Genomic DNA, 747 nt, shown 5'->3' with positions numbered 1-747 from the left:
TCGCCAAGCGCGACTTCTTCATCGCCACCGTGGACTTCGAGACCGCGATCATCGGCGGAGGCAGCTCAGCCGGCTCGGCCGGTGAGGGCCCTGTCGTGACCGCGGCCGCCGAAGGCGGCGGACACTGACGAGACAAGGAGACCCATCATGACGATCTCACGTCGAAATTTCCTCGGCGCCTCCGGTGGCATGGCACTGATCAGCGCAAGCACCGTCTCGGGCCGCGCCCAGGCGGCCGCGATCCCCGAAGCCGCAACCATGAAGGAGGCGGTCATGCAGCCGCCTCTCGTCCCGACGAGTGGCCCGGACTACCAGCCCGTCGTTACGCTCAATGGCTGGACGCTGCCTTGGCGGATGAATGGCGACTGGAAGGAGTTCCATCTCGTCGCCGAACCGGTGGTGCGCGAGCTCTCGCCCGGCATGGTCGGCCACATGTGGGGCTATAATGGCCAGTCGCCCGGACCGACCATCGAGGCGGTCGAGGGCGACAAGGTCCGCATCTTCGTCACCAACAAACTGCCGGAACACACCACCATCCATTGGCACGGGCAGTTGCTGCCCTGCGGCATGGATGGGGTCGGCGGGTTGACCCAACCCCACATCCCCGTCGGCAAGACTTTCGTCTACGAGTTCCAGCTCCAGAAGAGCGGGACCTTCATGTACCACCCTCATGCCGACGAGATGGTCCAGATGGCCATGGGCATGATGGGCTTCTTCGTGGTGCATCCGAAGGACCCCGCTTTCCGG

General features: G+C 64.9%; 1 protein-coding gene. It reads left to right on the top strand.

Annotated elements, in window-relative coordinates; all coding sequences use genetic code 11:
* Positions 1-147: 147 nt before the first annotated feature.
* A partial coding sequence (locus tag V5F77_RS28995; RefSeq protein WP_429008502.1) for a multicopper oxidase domain-containing protein occupies positions 148-747 on the top strand: 600 nt, incomplete at its 3' end.

Source organism: Roseixanthobacter psychrophilus, from assembly GCF_043195195.1.
Lineage (GTDB): Bacteria > Pseudomonadota > Alphaproteobacteria > Rhizobiales > Xanthobacteraceae > NCEH01.
This window is presented reverse-complemented; position numbering and strand designations above follow the sequence as displayed.